The organism is Streptomyces mexicanus, assembly GCF_902506575.1.
Classification (GTDB): domain Bacteria; phylum Actinomycetota; class Actinomycetes; order Streptomycetales; family Streptomycetaceae; genus Streptomyces; species Streptomyces mexicanus.
Map to the genome: position 1 here is coordinate 910,755 of NZ_LR732544.1, position 18,323 is coordinate 929,077.

Consider the following 18,323-nt stretch of genomic DNA (forward strand, 5'->3'; position numbering starts at 1 on the left):
GTGAAAGCCGGATGAGAGGATCCCTTCCCGGCCCGAACTCCCCGGGCTCCACGGGCGGGTTGACTTTTCGGCCACCCGCCGCCCAGGTCGCGGGATCGCCGCGTCGTGGCCCTGTACCCGATCGTCACCCGTCACGGCAACAGGTGGCGCGACCTTCCTCCGCTCGGGCCGTCGGGGGACTACGCTCGGGTTCCGTACGTCGTTCGGGCGACTTGGGGAGGTAGCGGGATGACGCAGGTACGGCCGGGTGCGGCCGCCTCGGCTTCCCTGTGGGAGCGCGACGAGGAAGTCACCGCCGTCCTGCGCGCGGTGGAGACGCTGTGCGCCGACCAGTCCTCCCGCGGAGGGCTGCTGATGTTCCAGGGCGAGGCGGGGCTCGGCAAGACCGCCCTGCTGGCCGAGACCCGGCGCATCGCCGAGGAGCGCGGCTGCACCGTGTGGTCGGCCCGCGGCGGCGAGATCCTGCGCTCCGTGCCGTTCAACGTCGTACGGCAGTTGCTGCAGCCCGCGCTGATCTCCCTGATGCCGGAGGAGGCCCGCGAGTACCTCGGCGACTGGTACGGCATCGCCGGCCCCGCCCTCGGCATAGCGGACCCCGGGGACCGGCACGCGGACCCGCAGGGCGTGTGCGACGGCCTGGTCGCCGCCGTGAGCCGGCTGGCCGGACGCGAGTGGCCGCTGGTGCTGCTGATCGACGACGCCCACTGGGCCGACGAGGAGACCCTGCGCTGGCTCGCCGCGTTCGCCGGGCGTCTGAAGGAGCTGTCCGTGCTCGTCGTGGTCACGCGTCGGCCCGGCGAGGTGGACGGGGCCGGCGCCGTCCTGCTCGACCAGGTCGCCGCCGCCGCGGGCGTGCGCACCCTCACCACGCTCTCGCCCGAGGCCACCGCCGGACTCACCCGCAGCGCTCTCGGCCCACACGCCGACGCCGCGTTCTGCCGCGAGGTGTGGGCGGTCACCGGCGGCAACCCGTACGAGACCGTCGAACTGCTCGCCAAGGTCCGCGACAGCGAACTGCCGCCGGTCGAGGCCCGGGCCGGCGAACTGCGCGAGCTGAACCGCTCCGCCCGCGGCGGCGGCCTCGTCGCCCGCCTGGAGGAACTCGGCATCGACGCCACCCGGTTCGCCTGGGCCGCCGCCATCCTCGGCACCGGCATCTCCGTCGACCTCGTCGCCCGCCTGGCCACCATGTCCCGCGAGGACGCGCTGCGCTGCGCCGAACTCCTGCGCGGCGCCCGCATCCTCACCGCACCCGACCCGGCGACCGCGCCCGCCGGCGACGAGCTGGAGTTCGTGCACCCGCTGATCGCCACCGCCGTCTACGACTCCATCCCCGACGCGCTGCGCACCGCCATGCACGGCATCGCCGCCCAGGTCGTCGCCGACTCCGGGCTCGGTGCCGCCGCGGCCTCCCGGCACCTGCTGCAGGTCCACCCGGACGACGACGAGGAACTCGTCGAGCAGCTGCGCCAGGCCGCCCGCGAACACCTCGCCGTCGGGGCGCCCGACGCGGCCCGCCGCTGCCTGGAGCGGGCCCTGCTGGAGCCGCCCCCGCCCGAACTGCGCGCGCACGTGCTGTACGAACTGGGCTGCGCCACCCTGCTGACCGCGCCCGCCACCACCATCGAGCACCTGCACATGGCGCTCAGCATGCCCGGACTGGACGGCGACACCCGCGTGGACGCCGTGTGGCGGCTGTCCCAGGCGCTGCTGCACAACAACCAGCTCCACGAGGCCGTCCGCACCGTCGAGGCCGAGGCGGCCCGGCACGAACCGGGCCCCACCCGGCTGCGGCTGCACGCCGTGCAGTACATGTGGGAGGGGCTGCACGCCGGCGAGGCCGTCTCGCCCGACCGCTCCGAGCGGCTGGCCGCGCTCGCCGCGAACTGCACCGGCCGCGACAACTCCGAACGCGCCCTGCTGATCCTGCGCGGCTTCGCCGCCATGACCCGCGGCGAGAACGCCGAGGAAGTCGTCGAACTGTGCGACCGCGCCCTCGTCAACGGCCGCCTCGCGCCCGGACTGGGCTGGACCGACCCCGAGTGGGGCATCGAACTGCTGCTGATGCTCGCCAGCGCCTACGCCTACTGCGACCGCCTCGACCGCGCCGAGGCTTTGTACAACGAAGGTCTGCGCGCCTACGAGCGGGCCGGCTGGAGCGGCGGCCACCTCGCCCTCGCCCACGCCTACGTCGGCCTCGGGCACCGCAGGCGCGGCCGGCTGAAGGAGGCCGAGGCGTCCCTGCGCGAGTCGCTGCGCCTGGCCGAACGCGTCGGCCGCGGCCTGCCCCTGTACTGGACCGCCACCTGCAACCTCGTCGACACCCTGCTGGCCCGCGGCCACGTCGAGGAGGCCTGGGAGGTCGCCGAACGCTACGAGTTCGCCCCGCCCTACCCGGCCACCATCGTCATCCCCGACCCGCGCAGCGCCCGCGGCCGGCTGCTGCTCGCCACCGGCCGCACCGAGGAGGGCGTGAGCGAGCTGGAGGCCGCCGAGAAGGCCGCCGCCGTCCGCGGCCACCACAACCCGGTGATGGTGCCGTGGGCCGCCGACCTGGCCCGCGCCCTGGCCGGCGAGGACCCGGCCCGGGCCGCCTCGCTCGCCGCCGACGTACGCCGGCAGGCCGAGCGGTTCGGCACCGACACCGCCATAGGAGAGGCGCTGCGCTGCGCCGCGGCCCTGGAGACCGGCCGGCGCGCGGTCCGGCTGGCCGCCCAGGCCGTCGCCTACCTGGAGGCCTCCCCCTGCCAGTACGAACACGCCGCCGCCCGCGTCGAGTACGGCATCGCCTCCCGCTCGGCCGCCGAACTCGACCGCGGGCTGGCACTGGCCCGCTCGTGCGGCGCGGACGGGCTGGCGGCGCGGGCACGCCAGGTGCTGGAGTCCGTGCGGGGCTGAGCCGCGGCCCGGCCGCTCGCGGACGTCAGCCGGCCGGTCACCTCCGGCTCGCCATCCGAGCAGCTGGGCGGCCACCTGCGGGCTCACGGTCCGAGTGGAGGTGCCGTCACCTCCGGCTCACAGGCCGAGCAGCTGGTCGGTCACCGCCGCCAGGCGTCTGCGCACCCCGGGGTCGTAGGCGTCCTGGTGCGCCCGGGCCGGGCGGGTGCCGTCGAAGTAGCGGCCCGAGCCCACCTCCCCGGTGGCCAGGGCCAGCACGGCCGCCGCGCCGTCGGCGACGGAGTTCCACGGGGCGATGCCGGCCTCCCGGACCATGGCGGTGTCCATGTAGGTCGCCGGGTGCAGCACGTTCACCGCGACGCCGCTGCCCGCCAGTTCCTCGGCGAGGGTGAAGGTGTGGGCGGCGAGCGCGAACTTGCTGCGGCAGTAGGCCGCCACCCCGCTGTAGCCGCGGGTCAGTTCGGGGTCGGAGAAGTCCAGCGGCTCCTGGCCGGCCGAGCCGACGTTGACGATCCGGGCGGCCGCGCCCGCGCGCAGCACCGGCAGCAGCGCCCGGGTCAGCACGACGGGCGCCAGGTAGTTCACCGCGAGCCGCAGCTCGTGCCCGTCCGCGCTGACCTCGCGCGGCGCGCCGGGGTCGCCGCTGCCCACCCCGGCGTTGTTGATCAGCACGTCGAGGTCCGGGCGGGCCGCGGCGACCTCGGCGCCCAGCGCGCGGACCTGCGCGAGCGAGGCGAGGTCGGCGACGAACCCCTGCGCCTCGCCCTCGGCGCGCAGCTCCTGGACCAGCCGGTCGGTGCGGGCCGCGTCCCGGCCGTGGGCCAGCACGACGTGGCCCGAGCGGACCAGGGCGAAGGCGAGGTACCGGCCCAGCCCGGAGGTGGCGCCGGTGATCAGAACAGTGGACATGCCCCCACCGTAGGCACACCGTGCCGCGGCCGGCGTGCCTACGGTGAGGGTAGGACCACCAGGGTCACTCTCCCTCGGGCTTCCCGGTCTCCCCGGCCTCCTCCGCCAGCACCCGCTGGGCCACCGCGAACGCCGAGTTCGCCGCCGGGACGCCGCAGTACACCGCGCTCTGCAGCAGCACCGCGCCGATCTCCTCGTGGCTGAGCCCGTTGCGGCGGGCCGCCCGCACGTGCATCGCCAGTTCGTCGTAGTGGCCGTGCGCCACCAGCGCGGTCATGGTGATCATGCTGCGCTCGCGCCGGGTCAGCGTGTCGTCGGTCCAGATCTCGCCCCAGGCGTAGCGGGAGATGAAGTCCTGGAACCGGGCCGTGAACGGCGTCTGCCGGGCCTGCGCGCGGTCCACGTGCGCGTCGCCCAGCACCGCGCGCCGCACCCGCATACCGCGCCGGGGCGTGCCGTCCAGGTGGGTGCGCAGTGCCGCCAGCACCGCCTCGGGGCACTGCGCGGGCGCCAGGTGCGAGGCGCCGGGGATCTCCACCAGGGTCGAGCCGGGGACCGCGTCGGCGATCTGCCGCAGATGCGCGGGCGGGGTCGCCGGGTCCTCGCGGCCGGCGACCAGCAGCGTGGGCGCACCGATGTCCGTGAGCCGCTCGGTCAGGTCGAACGCGGCCAGCGCGTCGCAGCAGGCGGCGTACGCCTCCGGGTCGGCCTCGCGGTGGTCGCGGACCAGCTCCGGCACGGTGAAGTCCCCGGCGAACCACCGGGCGTCCGCGCTCTCCACCAGCCACTCAAGGCCCTCGCGGCGGACCCGCTCGGCCCGCTCCTGCCAGGCCCGGGTCCCGTCGAAGTGGGCGGAGGAGCAGATCACCGCCAGCGAGGTCACCCGCTCGGGGTGGTGCACGGCCAGGTGCAGGCCCACCGCGCCGCCCAGCGACACGCCCGCGTAGGCGAAGCGCTCGATGCCGAGGGAGTCCGCGAGGTCCAGTACCAGCCCGGCCAGGTCGGCGACGGCGGCGCCGGGCCCGAGGAGGTCCCCGGCCGAGCCGCCGTGCCCGGGCAGGTCCCAGCGCACGACGCGGTGGGAGATCGCCAGTTCGGGGGCGACCTCGTCCCACAGGGCGAGGGAGGTGCCCAGCGACGGCCCGAGCAGCAGCGGGGGAGCCGAGGCGGGGCCTTCCAGGAGGTGGTGCAGTGTCAACGTCGCTCCAGAGCACGGTCGGTGAGGGCTCCGGCGGAGCCGGTGTAGCGGGTGGGGTCGGTCAGCTCGGCCGGATCCAGGTCGTCGCGGTCCTTCAACTCCGGCTGCTCGGCGAGGAGTTCACCGAGGGCGCGGCCTTCGCGGTAGGTGCGGCGGGCCAGCTCCGTGAGCAGTTCCTTGGCACGGGCCCGGCCGAGCAGCGGTGCCAGCGCGGCCGACAGCCGCTCGGAGACGATCAGGCCGTGGGTGAGGTCCAGGTGGGCGCGCATCGCGTCGGCGTCCACCCGCAGCCCTTCGGCCAGTTCGGCCGCGTCGCGGGCGGCGCCGCCGACCAGCCGCAGCAGGTCCCTCAGCGGCTCCCACTCGGCGTGCCAGGCACCCGCCGGACGCTCGTCCTCAGCCGCCATCGACGCGTACAGCGTGGCCGCGAGCTGCGGGGCGCGGCGGGCCGCTGCCGCGATCAGCGTGGCCCGCACCGGGTTCGCCTTGTGCGGCATGGCCGAGGACCCGCCGCCGCTGCCCTCGGCCAGCTCGGCGATCTCCGTACGGGCCAGTGTGAGCACGTCCACCGCCGTCTTGCCCAGCGCCCCGGCCGTGAAGGCGAGACAGCCGGCGAGGTCGGCGACCGGGGTGCGCAGGGTGTGCCAGGGCAGCAGGGGGGCGGCGAGGCCCAGCTCACGGGCGTACGCCTCGGGCAGGGCGGTCGCGTCCGGCGCGCCGTACGCCGAGAACGCCGCCAACGTGCCCGCCGCGCCGCCGAGTTGCACGGGCAGCGACGTGCGGACGCGGACCAGGCGGTCCCGGGCGTCCAGCACCAGCGACCGCCATCCGGCCGCCTTCAGACCGAACGTGGTCGGCACGGCGTGCTGGGTCAGGGTCCGGCCGGGCATCGCCGTGTCGCGGTGGGCGGCGGCCAGCCGGGCCAGCGCCGCCTCCGTGCGCGCCAGGTCGGCCAGGACCAGGTCGACGGTGCGCGCGGCCACCAGCATCATCGCGGTGTCCATGATGTCCTGGCTGGTCGCGCCCCGGTGCACGAACGGGCCGTACTCCGTGCCGACCGCCTGCGTCAGGTCCGCGACCAGGGGGATCACGGGGTTGCCGCCCGAGCGGGCGCGCTCGGCGAGCCCGTCCGCGTCGAAACGGTCCGCCCGGGCCGTCCGGGTCACCGCCTCGGCCGCCGCCTCGGGGGCGAGGCCGAGCGCGGCCTGGGCCCGGGTGAGGGCGGCCTCGGCGTCCAGCAGCGCCTGCAGGAAGGCGGCGTCGCCCGTGGCGGCCGCGGCGTCGGAGCCGGCCCAGCCGGGCCCGAGCAGCCCGGCGTCGGCGGAAGGTGGTGCGGGGTGTGTCACCGGAACTCCAGGAAGACCGTCTCGCCCTCGCCCTGAAGGCGGATGTCGAAACGGTACGTGCCGCTGCTCTCCTCCCGGGCGATCAGCGTGGCGCGCCGCTCGTCCTGAAGCCGGGCGAGCAGCGGGTCGGCGGCCAGGGCGGCCTCGTCACCGGGGAAGTAGATCCGGGTGAACAGGTGCACCAGCAGGCCGCGCGCGAACACGCACACGCTGAGGTAGGGGGCGCTGCCGCCACGTGCGCCGGGGCGCAGCGTGCGCACGTACCAGTGGCCGTCGGTGTCGGTCTGGATCCGTCCGAAGCCGGTGAACTCCACCCCGTTGCGGCCGAGGAAGTCCCCGGTGGCCGGGTCGCGGCGCATCGAGCCGTCGGTGGTGGGCACCGTGCCGTCCGGGGCCGCTCCCCACACCTCCACCAGGGCGTCCGGCAGCGGCTTGCCCTCGCCGTCGGTGACGTAGCCGTGCACGGTGACGGTGTCCGGGTGGCCGAGCGGGGCGACGTCCTCACCGCCGCGGAACGGCAGCGCGTAGCCGTAGAACGGGCCCACGGTGTGCGACGGGGTGGGCAGCACGTTCTCCGGGCTGCTCGTGTCGATCTTCGTCATGGCGGGTCAGCGTCCTTCTTCGATCCAGGTGGCGTGCGGGCCGTCCAGCACGATGTCCCAGTGGTAGCCCAGCGAGAACTCCGGCACCGACAGGCTGTGGTCGTAGGTGGCGACCAGCCGCTGCCGGGCGGCGTCGTCCGTCACGGACTGCAGGATCGGGTCGTACGGGAAGAGCGGGTCGTTGGGGAAGTACATCTGCGTCACGAGCCGCTGGGTGAAGGCCGAGCCGAACACCGAGAAGTGGATGTGCGCGGGCCGCCAGGCGTTGAGGTGGTTGCGCCACGGGTAGGGGCCGGGCTGGATGGTGGTGAAGTGGTAGCGGCCCTCGGCGTCGGTCAGGGTGCGGCCGACCCCGGTGAAGTTCGGGTCCAGCGGGGCGTCGTGCTGCTCGCGCTGGTGGGCGTAGCGGCCCGCGGAGTTGGCCTGCCAGATCTCGACGAGCTGGCCCCGGACCGGACGCCCGTCGCGGTCGAGCAGCCGGCCGGAGACGGTGATCCGCTCACCGATCGGCTCCCCGGCGTGCTGGCGGGTGAGGTCGTTGTCGATCTCGGTGATGTCCCGCTCGCCGAAGGCCGGCGAGGACAGCTCCACCAGCTCCGGGTCCTTGCTGACGTCGATGGCGACCAGCGGCTGCTTGGGGTGGCGCAGGACGGAGGAGCGGTAGGGGGCGTAGTCGCGCCGCGGGTGGTGCTCCACGGGCGCGCCCTCGGCGACCCGCTTCTCGTACGCGGCGTGCTCGGCCGCGATCTCCTGGTCGATGTCGTGCTGGGTGAGGGTCATGACGGTTACCTGACGCTTCCTTAGCGTTCGAGGACGAGGGCGAGGCCCTGGCCGACGCCGATGCAGAGGGTGGCGACGCCGGTGCCCGAGCCCTTGCGGGCGAGCTGGTGGGCGACGGTGCCGGCGAGGCGGGCACCGGAGGCGCCCAGCGGGTGACCCAGGGCGATGGCACCGCCCTGCGGGTTGAGGATCGCCGGGTCGAACTCGGGCCACTCGGCCACACAGCCGAGCACCTGCGCGGCGAAGGCCTCGTTGAGTTCCAGGACGTCCAGGTCGGCGAACGACTTCCCGGCCTTGGCCAGCGCCCGGTTGACCGCCTCGACGGGGGCCAGCCCGAAGTACTGCGGGTCGGTGGCGAACACCCCGGTGGCCGAGATCCTGGCCAGCGGCTCGCGGCCGGTGGCCTTCAGCCCCTCCTCGTCGGTGAGCAGGAGGGCGGCGGCGCCGTCGTTGAGCGGGGAGGCGTTGCCCGCGGTGACGGTGCCGTTCTCCTTCCGGAAGGACGGCTTGAGCTTGGCCATCGCCTCCAGGGAGGCGTTCGTGCGTACGCACTCGTCGGCGGCGAAGACGGCCGGCTCGCCCTTGCGCTGCGGGACGCTCACCGGGACGATCTCGGCGTCGAACAGGCCGTCGGCCTGCGCCCGGGCGGCCTTCTCGTGGCTGTGCAGGGCGAACTCGTCCTGCTGCTCCCGGCCGATCTTGTGCTTGTCCGCGATCAGCTCCGCGGACTCGCCGAGCGCGATGGTCCACTGCGGGTTCATCCTCGGGTTGACCATGCGCCAGCCGAGCGTGGTGGAGTACAGCTCGGCGTGCCCGGCCGGGAAGGGCTTGTCGCTCTTGGGCAGGACGTAGGGGGCGCGGGTCATGGACTCCACGCCGCCGGCCAGCGCGATCGAGGCGTCGCCCAGGGCGATGGCACGGGCGGCCTGGATCACGGCCTCCAGGCCGGAGGCGCACAGCCGGTTGACGGTCGCGCCGGGCACGGAGGTGGGCAGGCCGGCGAGCAGGGCGGCCATGCGGGCGACGTTGCGGTTCTCCTCGCCGGCGCCGTTGGCGTTGCCGTAGTAGACGTCGTCGATCCGGGCCGGGTCCAGGGCGGGGGTGCGGGCCAGCAGCTCCCGGACGGTGTGGGCGGCCAGGTCGTCGGGGCGTACGCCCGCCAGGGAGCCGTTGTACTTGCCGAACGGGGTGCGGACGGCATCGACGAGGTAGACGTCCTTCACAGCAGGTCCTTTGCGACAGTCAGCTCGGCGTCGGTCTTGGCGGTGATCTCCTCCACGCTCACACCCGGGGCGCACTCGGTCAGCACGAGCCCGTCCGGCGTGACGTCCAGGACGCCGAGGTCGGTGATGATCCGGTTCACGCAGCCCTTGCCGGTCAGCGGCAGCGCGCACTCCTTGAGGATCTTGGGGGAGCCGTCCTTGGCGGTGTGGGTCATGACGACGATGACGGTGCGGGCGCCGTGGACGAGGTCCATCGCCCCGCCGATCCCGGTGATCATCTTGCCGGGGATGGCCCAGTTGGCCAGGTCGCCCGTGGCGGAGACCTGCATGGCGCCGAGCACGGCGACGTCGATGTGCCCGCCGCGGATCATGCCGAAGGACAGGGCGGAGTCGAAGAAGCTCGCGCCGGGCAGGACCGTGACGGTCTCCTTGCCGGCGTTGATCAGGTCCGGGTCGACCTGGTCCTCGGTGGGGTAGGGGCCGGTGCCCAGGATGCCGTTCTCCGACTCCAGCACCACCTCCACGCCCTTCGGCAGGTAGTTGGGGATGAGGGTCGGCAGGCCGATGCCGAGGTTGACGTACTGGCCGTCCCGCAGCTCCCGGGCCGCCCGGGCGGCCATCTCCTCACGCGTCCAGGCCATCAGGCGCCCTCCGTCCCCTGCGCGGCGGGCGTGGACACCGTCCGCTTCTCGATCTTCTTGTCCGCCACCTGCTCGGGCGTCAGTGCCAGGACGCGCTGCACGAAGATGCCCGGCAGGTGCACCGTGTCCGGGTCGATCTCGCCGGGCTCCACCAGCTCCTCCACCTCGGCGATCGTCACCTTGCCGGCCATCGCGGCCAGCGGGTTGAAGTTGCGGGAGGACTTGTTGAAGACCAGGTTGCCGTGCCGGTCGCCCTTCGCGGCCCGGACCAGGGCGAAGTCGGTGCGGATCCCGCGCTCCAGGACGTACTCGACGCCGTCGAACGCACGGACCTCCTTGGGCGGCGAGGCCAGCGCCACCCCGCCGTTGCCGTCGTAACGCCAGGGCAGCCCGCCCTCGGCGACCTGCGTGCCCACCCCGGCCGGGGTGTAGAAGGCGGGGATCCCGGCACCGCCCGCGCGCAGCCGCTCGGCGAGCGTGCCCTGCGGGATCAGCTCGACCTCCAGCTCACCGGCCAGGTACTGGCGGGCGAACTCCTTGTTCGCGCCGATGTACGAACCGGTCACCCGGGCGATCCGCCCCGCCGCCAGCAGCACCGCCAGCCCGGACTCCATCGCACCGCAGTTGTTGGACACGACCGACAGCCCACCGACCCCGCGCTCGTACAGCGCCTGGATCAGCACGTTGGGCACGCCGCTCAGCCCGAATCCGCCCACCGCCAGCGACGCGCCGTCCGGCACATCGGCCACCGCCTCCACGGCCGTGGCGACCACCTTGTCCATCGAAACAAGCCTCATCTCTACCGAGCGTCTCAGCGCCCGGATAGTCAGGGCACTGATTATTTCCGCGAGGTTTCCCTCACGCTGCCACTGGACGGCTGGCCAGTCAATACCCCCATGAAATGGGGTTCGCCCGGCGGACAGCGGGTCGGGCCGAAGGGGCGACCGTGCCTGTATCGTTCAGTGCACCTACGAAATACCGACGTCGCAGCGATCGACCCATGCGAGGAGCGCACATGGCCGCGGAGGACCTCACGACCCACCCCGGGCACCTGGCCCGGCGGCTGCAGCAGGCCCACTACCTGCTGTGGAACACGATGGTCTCCGAGGAGATCACCTCGCCGCAGTTCGCGGTCCTCAACGCCCTGGTCGCCGAGCCGGGGCTCGACCAGCGCACGGTGGGGGAGCGGGTGGGCCTGGACCGCTCCACCATCGCCGAGGTCATCAGCCGCCTCGGCCGCCGCGGCCTGCTCGACAAAGTGCGCGACCCGCAGGACGGCCGGCGCTTCCTGCTGCGGCTGACCGACGAGGGCGAGCGCACCCACCGCAGGCTCACCGTGCGCACGGCCCGCATGAACCAGGTCTTCCTCAGCCCGCTCAGCGCCGAGGAGCGGGCCCAGTTCTTCGACCTGATCCGGCGGGTCGCGGACGCCGCCGAGCACCTGCGCCACCCCGCGGAGCCCGGCGTCGCCCAGCGCTGAGCGGCCCGGCCCCCCGCCCGCCGCGGTTCGCCGGCCGGGCGCCCGGGGACCCGGGCGCCTGCGAAGGCGACGCAGCGCGAACGAAGGGGCGCTACACGATGAAGGCAGTCACCTGGCAGGGCAAGCGCGACGTCCGGGTGGAGGACGTCCCCGATCCGAAGATCCAGGAGCCGACGGACGCCGTCATCCGGGTCACCTCGACCGGCCTGTGCGGCTCCGACCTGCACCTGTACGAAGTGCTCACCCCGTTCATGACACCCGGCGACATCCTCGGCCACGAACCGATCGGCATCGTCGAGGAGGTCGGCCCCGAGGTGACGAACCTCCAGGTGGGCGACCGGGTGGTGGTCCCCTTCCAGATCTCCTGCGGCCGCTGCTTCATGTGCGCGGCGGGCCTGCAGCCCCAGTGCGAGCCCCCCCAGGCCCCCAGGGAGGGCGGGGGCGCCCCCCTGTTCGGCTCCACCCGCCTGTACGGCGCCGTCCCGGGCGCCCAGGCCCAGTACCTGCGCGTGCCGCAGGCCCACTACGGCCCGATCAAGATCCCCCATGGTCCGGCCGACGACCGCTTCGTCTACCTCTCCGACGTGCTGCCCACCGCCTGGCAGGCCGTCGCCTACGCCGACGTCCCGCGCGGCGGCACCGTCGCCGTGCTGGGGCTCGGCCCGATCGGCGACATGGCCTGCCGGGTCGCCCTGGCGCGCGGCGCCGAGCGGGTCTTCGGCGTGGACCTGGTCCCCGAGCGGCTGGCGCGGGCCCGCCGCGACGGCGTGCAGCCCTACGACCTGCGCGGCTTCGACCACGAGAAGGACCTGGTCGCCGCGATCCGGGACGAGACCGAGGGGCGCGGCCCGGACGCCGTGATCGACGCGGTCGGCACCGAGGCGCACGGCAGCGCCGCCGCCCGCATGGTGCAGCAGGCCGCCGCGGTCATGCCGCGCACGCTGAGCGGCCCGCTCGCCGAACGGTTCAGCGTCGACCGGCTGGCCGCCTTCCACATGGCCATCGAGCTGGTGCGCCGCGGCGGCACCATCTCCCTGTCCGGCGTGTACGGCGGCTCGGCCGACCCGCTGCCGATGCTCACCATGTTCGACAAGCAGCTGCAGATCCGGATGGGCCAGGCCAACGTCCGCCGCTGGACCGACGAGATCATTCCCTACCTGACGGACGCGGACCCGCTCGGCGTCGACGACTTCGCCACGCACCGGGTGCCGCTGTCGGACGCGCCGCACGCGTACGAGATGTTCCAGCGCAAGCAGGACGGCGCGATCAAGGTGCTGATGACGCCCTGAGCGACCCGCCGAGCGGGTGTCCGCGGACAACCAGGCGGTGCGTCAGGCGGTGCGGGGCGGCGAGCCCAGGATCTGTGCGAGGTCGTAGCGCACCGGCTCCTCCAACTGGGCGTAGGTGCAGCTGTCCGGGGTGCGGTCCGGGCGCCAGCGGCGAAAACGCGCCGTGTGCCGGAACCGCTCCCCGTTCTCCATGTGGTCGTAGGCCACCTCGGCCACCCGCTCGGGCCGGAGCGGCACCCAGGACAGGTCCTTCTTGCCCGACCAGCGGCTCGGCGCGCCCGGCAGCCGGGCCGAGGCGTGCGCGGCCTCCTCCGACCACGCCGCCCACGGATGCCCGCCGACGTCGTCCATCCGCAGCGGCTCGAGCTCCTCGATCAGCTCGGCGCGCTTCTTCATCGAGAAGGCCGCCGACACGCCCACGTGCTGCAGCCGGCCGGCGTCGTCGTACAGGCCGAGCAGCAGCGAGCCGACGACGGGCCCGCTCTTGTGGTGGCGGTACCCGGCGACCACCACGTCCGCCGTCCGCTCGTGCTTGATCTTGAACATGGCCCGCTCGTCCTGCAGATAGCGCAGCCCGGGCGGCTTGGCGACCACACCGTCCAGCCCGGCGCCCTCGTACTGCTCGAACCACTGCCGGGCCACCTCGATGTCCGTCGTCGCCGGCGCCACGTGCACCGGCGCCGTGACGTGTGCGAGCGCCCGGTCCAGCAACGCCCGCCGGTCCGACAGCGGCACGTCGAGCAACGACTCGTCGTCCAGCGCGAGCAGATCGAACGCCACGAACGACGCCGGCGTCCGCTCCGCCAGCATCCGCACCCGCGTCTCGGCCGGGTGGATCCGCTCGGTCAGCGCGTCGAAGTCCAGCCGCCCCTCCCGTGCGATCACGATCTCCCCGTCCAGCACACACCGCTCGGGCACCCGCTCCTTCAGCGCCTCGACCAGCTCGGGGAAGTACCGGGTCAGCGGCTTGCCGGTACGGCTGCCCAGCTCGACCTCGGCGCCGTCGCGGAACACGATCGACCGGAACCCGTCCCACTTGGCCTCGTACTGCATGCCGAGCGGGATCCTCGCCACCGACTTGGCGAGCATCGGCTTCACGGGCGGCATCACCGGCAGGTCCATGCCTGCGATTGTGCGCGCACCCGACAGGGTTCGCCCGGTGTGCGAGGTGTGCGGGGGACGCCTACCGTGGCTCGCATGGGCGATGCGGTGGAACTTCAGGTGGCCGGCCGGACGGTACGGCTGTCCAGCCCGGACAAGGTGTTCTTCCCCGAGCGCGGCTACACCAAGCTGGACGTCGCCCGCTACTACCAGGCCGTCGCCCCCGGCATCCTGCGCGCCCTGCGCGAGCGCCCCACCACCCTGGAGCGCTACCCGGACGGCATCACCGGCGAGTGGTTCTTCCAAAAACGCGCGCCCAAGGGCATGCCCGACTGGATCCCCACCGCCCACATCACCTTCCCCAGCGGCCGCAGCGCCGACGAGATGTGCCCCACCGAACAGGCCGCCGTCGTGTGGGCCGCCCAGTACGGCACGCTCACCTTCCACCCCTGGCCGGTGCGGCGCGACGACGTGGACCACCCCGACGAACTGCGCATCGACCTCGACCCCCAGCCCGGAACCGACTACGAGGACGCCGTGCGCGCCGCCCACGAACTGCGCGCCGTGCTGGAGGAGTTCGGCGTGCGGGGCTGGCCGAAGACCTCCGGTGGGCGCGGCCTGCACGTGTTCGTGCCGATCGAACCCCGCTGGACCTTCACCCAGGTGCGCCGGGCCGCCATCGCCGTCGGGCGGGAGATGGAACGCCGGATGCCCGAGCAGGTCACCATCAAGTGGTGGAAGGAGGAGCGCGGCGCCCGCATCTTCCTGGACTACAACCAGACCGCCCGGGACCGCACCATCGCCTCCGCCTACTCGGTGCGCCCCCGCCCGAACGCCCCCGTCTCCGCGCCCCTGCGCTGGGAGGAGGTCGGAGTCGCCCACCCCCAGGACTTCGATCTGGCCACTATGCCCGCCCGCTTCGCCGAGCTCGGCGACGTGCACGCCGACATGGACGACCACGCGTACTCCCTGGAACCGCTGCTGGAGCTGGCCGCCCGCGACGAGCGCGACCACGGCCTGGGCGACCTGCCCTACCCGCCGGAGTACCCGAAGATGCCGGGCGAGCCCAAGCGGGTGCAGCCCAGCCGGGCCCGGGCGGGCGAGGAGGGTCCCGCCGCGTCCTGACGGGGCGGGCACCGGTTCCCGCCCTCTTTCCCCGCGCCCACCGGGCGGGCACCGGGCCGGACTATCCTGATCCGCGATCCCGCCGGTGAGGAGTGCCGAAGTGACCGAGACAGCGCCGCGCCCGACCCTGGAGGCCGTGGCCGCGCGGGCGGGGGTGTCCAGGGCCACGGTCTCCCGGGTGGTCAACGGCGCCCACGGCGTGCGCGCATCCCTGGCCGAGCGGGTCAGACGGGCCGTGGAGGAACTGGGATACGTGCCCAACCAGGCGGCCCGCTCCCTGGTGACCCGGCGGCACGACGCCGTCGCCGTGGTCGTCGCCGAACCGGAGACCCGCGTCTTCGCCGACCCCTTCTTCGCCCTCCAGCTGCGCGGCATCAGCAAGGAACTGACCGCCCACGACTGCCAGCTGGTGCTGCTGCTGACGGAGGGACGCGACGACCACGCCCGCGTCGGGCGCTACCTCGCGGGCGGCCATGTCGACGGCGCGCTCGTCTTCTCCCTCCACCTGGACGACCCGCTGCCCGGACTGATCCGGAGCGCGGGCGTGCCGACCGTGTTCGGCGGGCGCCCCGGCTGGAGCGACGGCACCGGGGACGTCCTCCACGTCGACTGCGACAACCGGGGCGGTGCCCGCGCGGCGGTGCGGCATCTCCTCGCCCTCGGCCGGCGCCGGATCGGGCACATCACCGGCCCCCTCGACCAGACCTCGGCGGTGGACCGGCTCGACGGCTTCCGCGACGCCCTGCCCGGCGCCGACCCCGACCTCGTCGTCGAGGGCGACTTCACGCCCGCCGGCGGCGAGCGGGCCATGCGCGCCCTCCTGGACCGCTGCCCCGGCCTGGACGCCGTGTTCGCCGCCAACGACCTGTCCGCCTCCGGCGCTCTGCGCGTGCTGCGCGAGCGCGGACTGCGGGTCCCCGAGGACGTCGCCGTGGTCGGCTTCGACGACATGCTGCCCGTCGCCGAGCAGACCCACCCGCCGCTGACGACCGTGCGTCAGGACATCGAGCACATGGGCCGCCTGATGGCCCGCCTGCTGCTGCGCCGGCTCGCCCGGGAGCAGACGGGCCAGGACCCGCAGGACGCCGCACCGCGCAGTGTCGTCCTGCCCACGACCCTGGTACGGCGCGCTTCCGCCTAGGGCGGGTTTCGAAAGTCCCGTCCGGCCCGCCCTCCGGGCGGACGACGCTCCTTTCGAAGCACGCCCTGGAACCGGCTGCCCGTCCGTCTCACGCCTGCTGCTGCGGGGCGCTGCGGATCACCGCGAAACGGGCGCCGTAGGGATCGGTGAGCCGGGCGATGCGGCCGACGCCCGGGACGTCGGTGGCGGCCCGGGCGACCGTGCCGCCCAGCTCCACGGCCCGGTCCACGGTGGCGTCCGTGTCCGCGACCTCGAAGTAGGCCAGCCACGACGGCCCGGCCTCGGCCGCGACCGGATCGTCGGCCAGCGGGACCACACCGCCGAACATGGCGTCCTCCCCGGCCCCCGCCGGGTTGAGGCAGGTGTAGGTGCCGCCGGGGAAGGAGACACCCGAGGTCTCCAGGCCCAGCACCTGGTGGTAGAACGCGGCGGCCGCCGCGACGTCCGGCGTGTACAGCTCCACCCAGCACAGCGACCCCGGCTCGCCGGCCCGCTCCAGCCCCTCGATCCGGCCCGGCTGCCACAGGCCGAACGGCACACCCGCCCGGTCGGCCAGGACCGCCATGTGGCCCTCGCCCATCACGTCCATGGGGCGCACCAGCACCCTGCCGTGCGCCCGCTCGGCCGCCTGGGCGGTCGCCGCCGCGTCGGCGGTCCGGAAGTACACCGTCCAGGAGGGCGGGCCCTGCTCCGCCGTGACCGGCATCCCGCCGGCCACGGTCCGGCCGTCCGACCGGAAGAAGCCGTAGCCGCCGGCCTGAGGCCCGGCGGACTCGAACTGCCAGCCGAACAGCCCGCCGTAGAAGGAGCGGGTGCCGTCGAGGTCGGGGGTTGCGACGTCGATCCAGTTCGGCGCGCCGTCGACGAAACGGGTGGTGAGCATCGTCGCCCTCCTTCGCGGGGACCCGTTGTCTGCCTCTGCCGAGTCTCGCACCGCCCACCGACAACCGCCGCCGAAGCGCCCGCCTCGGGCGCGCCGCCGTGCGCCCCGGCCGGCCCGTGGGCCATCATGCGGGGCGACGGCGGGGCTGCCGGCCGGGGCGCAGGCCCCGTCCGCGGCGTTCCGGGCGCGGTACCGCGGAGGTCCGGGGCGGTACAGGCCGTTCGGGCGGGCGGTGTTGATGCGGCGTTGAGCGAACGTTTTTCGCCGTTCGGCACGCTGTCGGTCATGCACACCGAGACCCTCACCCCGGCCCTTCCCGCCTGGCAGACGCAGGCCCTGTGCGCGCAGACCGGAGCCGACTTCTTCTTCCCCGAACCCGGCAGCTCCGTGCGCGAGGCCAAGCGCATCTGCGGCATGTGCGAGGCACGCTCGGCCTGCCTGGAGTACGCCCTCGCCCACGACGAGCGCTTCGGTGTCTGGGGCGGCCTGTCCGAGAAGGAACGCCTGCACCTGCGCCGCCCGGCGGCACGCTGACGGCCCGGCGCGCCCACGGCGCGTCAAGCACCCGTGCCGCGTCAAGCACCCGTGCCGCGTCAAGCACCCGTGCCGCGTCAAGCACCCGTGCCGCGTCAAGCACCGGTGCTGCGTCAAGCGCCCGTGCTGCGTCAGGCGCCCGCGCGGGCCGCCATCCGGGCCTTGCGGGCGGCGAGCTTCTCGTCGAAGCGGCTGGCCTCCGTGTCCAGGCCGCCCAGGAACAGGCCCAGTTCCTCCTGCGCCCGGCACCCCTCGGGGCCGAGCCCGTCGATCTCCATCACCTTCAAAAAGCGCAGCACCGGCTGCAGCACGTCGTCGTGGTGGATGCGCAGGTTGTACACCTCGCCGATGGCCATCTGGGCCGCCGCCCGTTCGAAGCCGGGGATGCCGTGGCCCGGCATGCGGAAGTTCACCACCACGTCCCGCACCGCCCGCATCGTCAGGTCGGGGGCGATCTCGAAGGCCGCCTGGAGCAGGTTGCGGTAGAAGACCATGTGCAGGTTCTCGTCGGTCGCGATGCGCGCCAGCATGCGGTCGCAGACCGGGTCGCCGGACTGGCGGCCGGTGTTGCGGTGCGAGATGCGGGTGGCCAGTTCCTGGAAGGCGACGTAGGCGACGGAGTGCAGCATCGAGTGCCGGTTGTCGGACTGGAAGCCCTCGCTCATGTGCGCCATGCGGAAGCGCTCCAGCTGGTCGGGATCCACCGCGCGCGAGGCCAGCAGGTAGTCGCGCATCACGATGCCGTGCCGGCCCTCCTCCGCGGTCCAGCGGTGCACCCAGGTGCCCCAGGCGCCGTCGCGGCCGAACAGCGTGGCGATCTCGTGGTGGTAGCTGGGGAGGTTGTCCTCGGTCAGCAGGTTCACCACCAGCGCGATGCGGCCGATCTCGGTGACCTTCGACTGCTCCTTGTCCCAGGACTCGCCGTCCTCGAAGAAGCCGGGGAAGTTGCGGCCGTCGCTCCAGGGGACGTACTCGTGCGGCATCCAGTCCTTGGCGACCCGCAGATGACGGTCGAGTTCCTTTTCGACCACCTCTTCCAGTGCGTACAGCAGCCGGGCGTCGGTCCACACGGACGGGCCGGCGAGAGAAGGGGAAGTGATCGTCACGCAAAACTCCAGGGGGACGCGCCCCGGCGGACGCCGGAGCGGACTGCGAGCGGGGGAACGGGTGGGT

Annotated in this window: 17 protein-coding genes; 6 read left to right on the forward strand and 11 right to left on the reverse strand. The window is 73.9% G+C overall.

What is annotated here, in order from left to right; genetic code table 11:
- Window positions 1-228: 228 nt before the first annotated feature.
- A complete protein-coding gene (locus GV126_RS04145; protein WP_159662778.1) occupies window positions 229-2,898 on the forward strand; it encodes an ATP-binding protein in 2,670 nt (889 codons plus the stop codon).
- A 117-nt stretch (window positions 2,899-3,015) separates the two neighbouring features.
- Here GV126_RS04145 and GV126_RS04150 read toward each other — a convergent pair whose 3' ends face one another.
- The 8 genes from GV126_RS04150 to GV126_RS04185 form a co-directional block, all read right to left on the reverse strand.
- A complete protein-coding gene (locus tag GV126_RS04150) occupies window positions 3,016-3,807 on the reverse strand; it encodes an SDR family NAD(P)-dependent oxidoreductase (RefSeq protein ID WP_159662779.1) in 792 nt (263 codons plus the stop codon).
- Between the two features lie 64 nt (window positions 3,808-3,871).
- Entirely contained in the window at window positions 3,872-5,005 is a 1,134-nt protein-coding gene (gene pcaDC, locus GV126_RS04155) for a bifunctional 3-oxoadipate enol-lactonase/4-carboxymuconolactone decarboxylase PcaDC (RefSeq protein ID WP_159662780.1), read from the reverse strand.
- Complete coding sequence (gene pcaB, locus GV126_RS04160; protein ID WP_159662781.1) at window positions 5,002-6,351, reverse strand: 3-carboxy-cis,cis-muconate cycloisomerase; 1,350 nt, start codon at window positions 6,349-6,351, stop codon at window positions 5,002-5,004. Before pcaB ends, pcaDC begins: the two co-directional genes overlap by 4 nt.
- Window positions 6,348-6,953 carry a protocatechuate 3,4-dioxygenase subunit alpha gene (pcaG, locus tag GV126_RS04165; protein ID WP_159662782.1) on the reverse strand — a complete coding sequence of 202 codons (606 nt, stop codon included), beginning with the start codon at window positions 6,951-6,953 and terminating at the stop codon, window positions 6,348-6,350. Before pcaG ends, pcaB begins: the two co-directional genes overlap by 4 nt.
- A gap of 6 nt (window positions 6,954-6,959) precedes the next feature.
- On the reverse strand, window positions 6,960-7,733 hold the full coding sequence (pcaH, locus tag GV126_RS04170) for a protocatechuate 3,4-dioxygenase subunit beta (protein WP_159662784.1): 774 nt from the start codon (window positions 7,731-7,733) through the stop codon (window positions 6,960-6,962).
- Between the two features lie 20 nt (window positions 7,734-7,753).
- The gene (locus GV126_RS04175) at window positions 7,754-8,956 is read right to left on the reverse strand and encodes a thiolase family protein (RefSeq protein ID WP_159662786.1); all 1,203 of its coding nucleotides are present in this window, start codon (window positions 8,954-8,956) and stop codon (window positions 7,754-7,756) included.
- Window positions 8,953-9,597, reverse strand: coding sequence for a CoA transferase subunit B (locus tag GV126_RS04180; protein WP_159662788.1), 645 nt, complete (start codon window positions 9,595-9,597; stop codon window positions 8,953-8,955). Before GV126_RS04180 ends, GV126_RS04175 begins: the two co-directional genes overlap by 4 nt.
- Window positions 9,597-10,379, reverse strand: a complete 783-nt coding sequence (locus GV126_RS04185) for a CoA transferase subunit A (RefSeq protein ID WP_159673299.1) — start codon at window positions 10,377-10,379, stop codon at window positions 9,597-9,599. Before GV126_RS04185 ends, GV126_RS04180 begins: the two co-directional genes overlap by 1 nt.
- Before the next feature lie 233 nt (window positions 10,380-10,612).
- Between GV126_RS04185 and GV126_RS04190 the strand changes: the two genes are divergently transcribed.
- Complete coding sequence (locus tag GV126_RS04190; protein ID WP_159662790.1) at window positions 10,613-11,077, forward strand: MarR family winged helix-turn-helix transcriptional regulator; 465 nt, start codon at window positions 10,613-10,615, stop codon at window positions 11,075-11,077.
- A gap of 98 nt (window positions 11,078-11,175) precedes the next feature.
- Window positions 11,176-12,366, forward strand: coding sequence for a zinc-dependent alcohol dehydrogenase (locus tag GV126_RS04195; RefSeq protein WP_159662792.1), 1,191 nt, complete (start codon window positions 11,176-11,178; stop codon window positions 12,364-12,366).
- A 42-nt stretch (window positions 12,367-12,408) separates the two neighbouring features.
- Here GV126_RS04195 and GV126_RS04200 read toward each other — a convergent pair whose 3' ends face one another.
- A complete protein-coding gene (locus GV126_RS04200; RefSeq protein ID WP_159662794.1) occupies window positions 12,409-13,488 on the reverse strand; it encodes an ATP-dependent DNA ligase in 1,080 nt (359 codons plus the stop codon).
- A gap of 75 nt (window positions 13,489-13,563) precedes the next feature.
- On the opposite strand from GV126_RS04200, the gene ligD reads away from it, so the two are divergent.
- Window positions 13,564-14,592 (forward strand): non-homologous end-joining DNA ligase, encoded by a 1,029-nt coding sequence (ligD, locus tag GV126_RS04205; protein WP_159662796.1) that lies wholly within the window; start codon window positions 13,564-13,566, stop codon window positions 14,590-14,592.
- A gap of 100 nt (window positions 14,593-14,692) precedes the next feature.
- Complete coding sequence (locus GV126_RS04210; protein WP_159662798.1) at window positions 14,693-15,733, forward strand: LacI family DNA-binding transcriptional regulator; 1,041 nt, start codon at window positions 14,693-14,695, stop codon at window positions 15,731-15,733.
- An 88-nt stretch (window positions 15,734-15,821) separates the two neighbouring features.
- Here GV126_RS04210 and GV126_RS04215 read toward each other — a convergent pair whose 3' ends face one another.
- A complete protein-coding gene (locus tag GV126_RS04215; protein ID WP_159662800.1) occupies window positions 15,822-16,616 on the reverse strand; it encodes a VOC family protein in 795 nt (264 codons plus the stop codon).
- 285 nt (window positions 16,617-16,901) lie between these two features.
- On the opposite strand from GV126_RS04215, the gene GV126_RS04220 reads away from it, so the two are divergent.
- Window positions 16,902-17,150 (forward strand): WhiB family transcriptional regulator, encoded by a 249-nt coding sequence (locus GV126_RS04220; protein WP_185947212.1) that lies wholly within the window; start codon window positions 16,902-16,904, stop codon window positions 17,148-17,150.
- 131 nt (window positions 17,151-17,281) lie between these two features.
- Here GV126_RS04220 and GV126_RS04225 read toward each other — a convergent pair whose 3' ends face one another.
- Complete coding sequence (locus tag GV126_RS04225; protein WP_159662804.1) at window positions 17,282-18,256, reverse strand: acyl-ACP desaturase; 975 nt, start codon at window positions 18,254-18,256, stop codon at window positions 17,282-17,284.
- Window positions 18,257-18,323 lie beyond the last annotated feature (67 nt).

Coding starts and splice junctions, on each gene's coding strand:
- GV126_RS04145 (WP_159662778.1), top strand. CDS start 229: ATGACGCAGGTACGGCCGGGTGCGGCCGCCTCGGCTTCCCTGTGGGAG.
- GV126_RS04150 (WP_159662779.1), bottom strand. CDS start 3,807: ATGTCCACTGTTCTGATCACCGGCGCCACCTCCGGGCTGGGCCGGTAC.
- pcaG (WP_159662782.1), bottom strand. CDS start 6,953: ATGACGAAGATCGACACGAGCAGCCCGGAGAACGTGCTGCCCACCCCG.
- pcaH (WP_159662784.1), bottom strand. CDS start 7,733: ATGACCCTCACCCAGCACGACATCGACCAGGAGATCGCGGCCGAGCAC.
- GV126_RS04180 (WP_159662788.1), bottom strand. CDS start 9,597: ATGGCCTGGACGCGTGAGGAGATGGCCGCCCGGGCGGCCCGGGAGCTG.
- GV126_RS04185 (WP_159673299.1), bottom strand. CDS start 10,379: ATGGACAAGGTGGTCGCCACGGCCGTGGAGGCGGTGGCCGATGTGCCG.
- GV126_RS04190 (WP_159662790.1), top strand. CDS start 10,613: ATGGCCGCGGAGGACCTCACGACCCACCCCGGGCACCTGGCCCGGCGG.
- GV126_RS04195 (WP_159662792.1), top strand. CDS start 11,176: ATGAAGGCAGTCACCTGGCAGGGCAAGCGCGACGTCCGGGTGGAGGAC.
- GV126_RS04200 (WP_159662794.1), bottom strand. CDS start 13,488: ATGGACCTGCCGGTGATGCCGCCCGTGAAGCCGATGCTCGCCAAGTCG.
- ligD (WP_159662796.1), top strand. CDS start 13,564: ATGGGCGATGCGGTGGAACTTCAGGTGGCCGGCCGGACGGTACGGCTG.
- GV126_RS04215 (WP_159662800.1), bottom strand. CDS start 16,616: ATGCTCACCACCCGTTTCGTCGACGGCGCGCCGAACTGGATCGACGTC.
- GV126_RS04220 (WP_185947212.1), top strand. CDS start 16,902: ATGCACACCGAGACCCTCACCCCGGCCCTTCCCGCCTGGCAGACGCAG.